This is a genomic window from Variovorax sp. P1_H12_2 (assembly GCF_056405335.1).
Map to the genome: position 1 here is coordinate 1 of NZ_JBFUCI010000399.1, position 5,897 is coordinate 5,897.

A 5,897-nucleotide genomic window follows, 5' to 3' on the forward strand; every position below is an offset into this window, starting at 1 on the left:
GCGGCGGCCTTCGTCGAATTCGAGGGCAAGCGCTTCTTCCGCTCCGGCGACATGGGCCGCATGGACGAGGACGGCTACTTCTTCATGACCGATCGCCTCAAGCGCATGATCAACGCGAGCGGCTTCAAGGTCTGGCCGGCCGAGGTCGAGCTGCTGATGTTCCGCCACCCGGCGATCCAGGAAGCCTGCGTGATCGGCATCAAGGACGCCTACCGGGGCGAGTCGGTCAAGGCGGTGGTGGTGCTGCGCCCGACCCACAAGGACACGACCGAGCAGCAGATCATCGACTGGTGCCGCGAGAACATGGCGGTCTACAAGGTTCCGCGCGTGGTGCAATTCGTCGACGTGCTGCCCAAGAGCGGCAGCGGCAAGGTGATGTGGCGGCTTCTGCAGGAGGCCGAGAGCGAGTCCTGACAGGCTCGCAGGAGCCGGGCATCGTCAGTGTTCCGGACGCGGGCCCGCGTAACCGAGTTTCGCGCTGGTGGCCTGCGCTTCCCGCCGAACCGCGGTCGCGATCGGGCCGTTCGCGGAAGGATCGAAGCCACCGCTGGCGCCGAGGGCAGTCATCACCGCGCAGACCCGTCCCGTGAAGTCGAACACGGGGGCTGCCACGGCGCTGATGCCGCGCAGGTAGACGTCTCGGACGACAGCGCAACCGGCTGCCCGGACTTCGCTTTGCAGGCTGTCGATCGGGTTCGGCATGGGCAGCAGGGCGAGCATGTCCGGTGTCGCGGCTGCCAGTTCTTCTTCCGCCAGGGTCCGCACCCGGGCCTCGTCCAACAGCCCCAGGAAGACGCGGCCGGTCGCCGACCAGACGAGCGACATCACCGAGCCGGCGCGCACGTTGACAGTCACGGGCAAGCCCGGCTCCTCGAATCGCATGATGGTGGGGCCCTTGTTGCCCATGAGGGCCACGAAGCAGGTGATCTCCAGGCTCTCCCGCAGTCGGACCAGCGCCGGTTCGGCGAGGCGGATGGGCTCGGCCTGCCGCATGGCCGTCAGTCCGATCTGGATCAGTTCAGGCCCGAGGAAATAGCGCTGGGAGTCTGCGTCCTGGTCGACCAGGCCCTCCTGGATCAGGCTCGCCAGGTAGCGATGCACCTTGGCCGGGCTTTCGCCCACCTGCGCGGCCAGCGCGGACAAGCCTGCGCTGCCGCCCATCGCCGACAAGGTCTTCAACACCGCCATGCCGGTTTCGGCGGACTGCACGCGCTGCCGGCGCTCCAGCACTCGGGGCGTGGACGTGCTCGAAGGCGTGGCGGGCTTCTGGGTCTTGCTCATGTCGCTCGATCCTACTCAGGGCAGTTTGGATTGGTAAAAACCCTATCCAGTAATTACGCATAGCGTATAACAATTACGCAAATATTTGACGAGGATCAACCCGATGAAGAAATTTCTTGTCGCGACGCTGCTGGCGTTGCCCGTCCTGCCCCCGCTGGCGCTCGCGCAGCAGGCCCAGCCGACGTATCCCGTCAAGCCGGTGCGATGGGTCGTTCCCTATGCAGCAGGTGGCGGCTCCGACTTCCTCGCCCGCACCATCGGCCAGACCTGGTCGACGCAGGCGAGCCAGCCGATCCTGGTCGACAACAAGCCCGGCGGCAACACGGCGCTTGGCGCTGCCGAGGTCGCGCGTGCCGCCGCGGACGGGTACACGGTGCTCTCGGCCGACAACGGCACGCTGGTCTTCAATCCGGTGCTCTACAAGTCGCTCAGCTACAGCCCCACCAAGGACCTGGCACCCGTCACGCTGATGGGGCGCTTTCCGATGATCCTGGTCGTCGGCCCCGGTCTTTCGGTGCGTGACGCGAAGGATTTCGTCGCCCAGGCCAAGGCCAAGCCCGGCGGCTTCAACTACGGCTCGGCCGGAGCGGGAAGTCCCCACCATCTGGCCATGGAGCTGCTGAAGTCGGAAGCCGGCATCGAGATGGTCCATGCGCCGTATCGCGGCGCTGCCCCGGCCTTGGCCGACGTGGCCGGCGGCCAGATCCCGGCCATGATGGTCGACCTGGCCGCGGGCGCCGGCTTCATCAAGGGCGGCAAGGTCAAGGCGCTGGCGGTGGCCAACGCGACACGGCTGCCGCAATTGCCGGACGTGCCGACCTTTGCCGAACTGGGCTACAAGAACGTCGAAGCCGCAGCGCTCGTCGGCATGGTGGTGCCCGCCGGCACGCCTCCCGCGACGATCGCCGCGATCAACAAGCAGGTCGTTGCGGCAATCCACGATCCGGCCGTCACCAAGCGGCTGGTCGACTTCGGTGTCGAGCCGGTCGGCAACACGCCGGCGCAGTTCGCCGAGTTGCTGAAGGCCGAAACCATCAAGTGGCAGAAGCTCATCCGTGACCTGAAGATCTCGCTGGACTGAGGAGGCGCGCGCCATGAGCAGTGTTGAAGTCCCGCATCGATCCACCGGTTGTCCCGTCGCGCACGGTGCGCTGTCCGGCGAGCGAACGCCGACCGGCTGTCCGGTCAGCCAGCGCGCCGCCGACTTCGACCCTTTCGAGGACGGCTACCAGCAGGACCCGCCCGAGTACGTGCGCTGGGCGCGCGAGAAGGAGCCGATCTTCTGGAGCCCGAAGCTCGGCTACTGGGTGGTCACGCGCTATGACGACATCAAGGCCGTCTTCCGCGACAACATCACCTTCAGCCCATCCATCGCGCTCGAGAAGATCACGCCGACCGGCGACGAGGCGAATGCCGTGCTCGCGTCCTACGGCTTCGCGCTGAACCGCACGCTGGTCAATGAAGACGAGCCAGCGCACATGCCGCGTCGCCGCGCGCTGATGGACCCTTTCACGCCGGAGGAACTCAAGCACCATGAACCGATGGTGCGGCAGCTCGCGCGCGAGTACGTCGACCGCTTMATCGACGACGGCCGCGCCGACCTCGTCGACCAGATGCTCTGGGAAGTCCCGCTGACCGTGGCGCTGCATTTCCTCGGCGTGCCCGAGGAGGACATGGATACGCTGCGCCAGTATTCGATCGCGCACACCGTCAACACCTGGGGCCAGCCCAAGCCGGAAGAGCAGGTCGCGGTGGCGCACGCGGTCGGCAACTTCTGGCAGTTCGCGGGCAAGGTACTCGACAAGATGCGGCAGGACCCGGAGGGCGGCGGCTGGATGCAGTACGGGTTGCGCAAGCAACGTGAGCTGCCCGAGGTCGTGACGGATTCATACCTGCACTCGATGATGATGGCTGGCATCGTCGCGGCCCACGAGACCACGGCCAATGCCACCGCGAATGCGATGAAGCTGCTGTTGCAGCACCCCGACGTGTGGCGCGACGTCTGCGAAGACCCGAGCCTGATCCCCAACGCCGTCGAGGAATGCCTGCGGCACAACGGCTCGGTCGCGGCATGGCGCCGTCTCGTCACGGCCGATGCGCAGGTGGGCGGCGTCGACCTGCCCGCCGGCTCGAAGCTGCTGATCGTCACCTCGTCGGCCAATCACGACCAGGCCCACTTCGCGGACGCCGACCTGTTCGACATCCGGCGCGACAATTCCAGCGACCATCTCACCTTCGGCTACGGCTCGCACCAGTGCATGGGCAAGAACCTGGCGCGCATGGAGATGCAGATCTTCCTGGAGGAATTCACGCGGCGGCTGCCCCACATGCGCCTGTCCGCGCAAGCGTTCTCGTACGTGCCCAACACCTCGTTTCGCGGTCCGGAGCATCTCTGGGTCGAATGGGACCCTGCCCACAATCCGGAGCGCTCGCAGCCTGCGCTGCGCCGGCCGGAGGTTCCCGTGCCGGTGCGCATCGGCGAACCCTCGAAGGGCGCGATCACGCGACCGGTGGTGGTCGAGAGCGTCTCGCGGGCGGCGGACGGCATCGTCAAGCTGCGCCTGGTCGCACCGGATGGCCGGCCGATGCCGCGCTGGACGCCGGGTTCGCACATCGACATCGAATGCGGCCATCCTGAGCGATCGCGGCAGTACTCGCTGTGCGGCGACCCCGACGACGTGAATGCGCTCGAGATCGCGGTACTGCACGAGGCCGAGGGCCGTGGCGGCTCGGCCTGGGTGCATGCGCACGTGAAGGCCGGCGACCGGCTCAAGATCCGCGGTCCGCGCAATCACTTCCATCTCGACGAGTCGGTGAAGAAAGTGATCTTCATCGCCGGGGGCATCGGCATCACGCCTGTGAGTGCGATGGCACGACGCGCCAACGCGCTGGGCATCGACTACACGCTTCACTACAGCGGACGCTCGCGCGCGAGCATGGCGCTGGTCGATGAACTGGCCGAACTGCACGGGGAGCGGCTGGTGGTCCATGCAGGCGACGAAGGCCGGCGCAACGACCTGGCGGCGCTGCTCGCCACGCCCGACGCCGGGGCCCAGATCTACGCCTGCGGGCCAGGGCGCATGCTGGCGGCGCTGGAGGCGCTTTGCGCCGCCTGGCCCGAGGACGCGCTGCACGTCGAGCATTTCGAATCGACTCTGCGAACCCTGGACCCCGCGCGCGAACAAGCGTTCGACGTCGAGCTGAAGGATTCGGGCATCGTCGTGCACGTGCCGGCTGACCAGACCGTGCTGAGCGCCCTGCGCGCGGCCAACATCGATGTGCAGAGCGACTGCGAGGAGGGCCTGTGCGGCTCCTGCGAAGTGCGCGTGCTGGCCGGCAAGGTCGACCACCGCGACGTCGTGCTCACGCGCGCCGAACGCGAGGCCGACACGAAGATGATGACGTGCTGCTCGCGGGCCTGCAGCGGCAGCAGCAGGCTGGTTCTCGAACTGTGAACACGCCCTAGTCGAACTCGACCTCGGCCTCGATCTCGACCGGAATGTCGAAAGGCAGCTCGGCCAGGCCGACGGCGCTGCGCGCGTGGGCGCCGGCTTCGGGCCCGTAGAGCTCGAGGATCAGGTCGGAGAAGCCGTTGATCACCGCCGGCATCCGGTTGAAGCCCGGCGCCGCGTTGACCATGCCGAAGACCCGCGTCCAGGCCGTCACGCGGTCGAGGTTGCCGAGGGTGCGCTGCAGGCTCGCGAGGATGCCCAGCGCGGTCAGGCGCGCGGCCTCGTAACCCTGCTCGACGCTGAGCTCGCGCCCGACCTTGCCCAGGGGCACGGCGAAGCCGCCGTCGCTGGCGATCGGTCCGTGGCCCGAGACCAGGGCGCGGCGGCCGACCAGCCGCACCCACGGGAAGGGCAGCACCACGCCGGCCGGCAGTTTGGCGGTCGGCGGCAGCACCAGTCCCAGGGCCTGCAGTTTCTGTTCGATGCGTGTCATTGGATTTTCTCCTTGGCGCGGACGTCCGCCACCACCCGGGCATGTCGCTGGAAGCTCCAGTAGGCGCTGGCCCAGTCCATCAGCACCACGAAGCGGTTGCGGAAACCGATCAGGAAGTAGATGTGCGCGAACAGCCAGAACAGCCAGGCCGCCTTGCCCGCGAAACGCAGCGGCCCGACGGGGGTGCCGAGGTCGACCACGGCCGAGTTGCGGCCGATGGTGGCGAGGTTGCCGTAGTCGCGGTAGCGGAAGGGCTCGGTCGGCTGGCCCGCGATCCGCCGCAGGATGTTCGCGGCCGCGGCGCGCCCCATCTGCTTGGCGCCGGGCGAGACCCCGGGTACCGGGGTCGGCTCCTTGCCGGGCTGATGGCTCATGGCCGCCGCGAGATCGCCGACCACGCTGATGTCGGGGCGGCCGGGCAGGCTGAGGTCGGGCAGCACCTTGACGCGGCCGGCGCGGTCGGTCTCGGCGCCGGTGGCCGCGGCCAGCATCCGTCCGAGCGGCGAGGCGGCGACGCCGGCGGCCCAGATCACGCAACCGCAGTCGATGCGGTGGCTGCCGAGGCCGGCGCCGCCATCGCTGAAGGGCGAGGAAATCTGCAGCCCGGTGGCATCGATGGCGGTGACGCGGGCGTTGAGCCGGACCTGCACGCCGAGCTTTTGCAACTGTTC

At 68.1% G+C, this 5,897-nt stretch carries 6 protein-coding genes; 3 read left to right on the forward strand and 3 right to left on the reverse strand.

The window, feature by feature from the left end:
* On the forward strand, nt 1-414 hold a 414-nt coding region (locus AC1D2K_RS28250; protein ID WP_478092873.1), incomplete at its 5' end, for an AMP-binding enzyme.
* Between the two features lie 24 nt (nt 415-438).
* On the opposite strand, the gene AC1D2K_RS28255 is transcribed toward AC1D2K_RS28250, so the two are convergent.
* Nucleotides 439-1,281 (reverse strand): IclR family transcriptional regulator, encoded by an 843-nt coding sequence (locus tag AC1D2K_RS28255; protein WP_478092875.1) that lies wholly within the window; start codon nt 1,279-1,281, stop codon nt 439-441.
* A gap of 103 nt (nt 1,282-1,384) precedes the next feature.
* On the opposite strand from AC1D2K_RS28255, the gene AC1D2K_RS28260 reads away from it, so the two are divergent.
* Together AC1D2K_RS28260 and AC1D2K_RS28265 are read left to right on the forward strand one after the other, a co-directional pair.
* Nucleotides 1,385-2,362: a Bug family tripartite tricarboxylate transporter substrate binding protein gene (locus AC1D2K_RS28260; RefSeq protein WP_478092877.1), complete on the forward strand. Its 978-nt coding sequence runs from the start codon at nt 1,385-1,387 to the stop codon at nt 2,360-2,362.
* Nucleotides 2,363-2,375: 13 nt separating this feature from the next.
* Complete coding sequence (locus AC1D2K_RS28265) at nt 2,376-4,736, forward strand: cytochrome P450 (protein WP_478092879.1); 2,361 nt, start codon at nt 2,376-2,378, stop codon at nt 4,734-4,736.
* 7 nt (nt 4,737-4,743) lie between these two features.
* Here AC1D2K_RS28265 and AC1D2K_RS28270 read toward each other — a convergent pair whose 3' ends face one another.
* Together AC1D2K_RS28270 and AC1D2K_RS28275 are read right to left on the reverse strand one after the other, a co-directional pair.
* Nucleotides 4,744-5,226: a RidA family protein gene (locus tag AC1D2K_RS28270; RefSeq protein WP_478092881.1), complete on the reverse strand. Its 483-nt coding sequence runs from the start codon at nt 5,224-5,226 to the stop codon at nt 4,744-4,746.
* On the reverse strand, nt 5,223-5,897 hold a 675-nt coding region (locus AC1D2K_RS28275), incomplete at its 5' end, for an NAD(P)/FAD-dependent oxidoreductase (protein WP_478092882.1). The genes AC1D2K_RS28270 and AC1D2K_RS28275, both read right to left, overlap by 4 nt.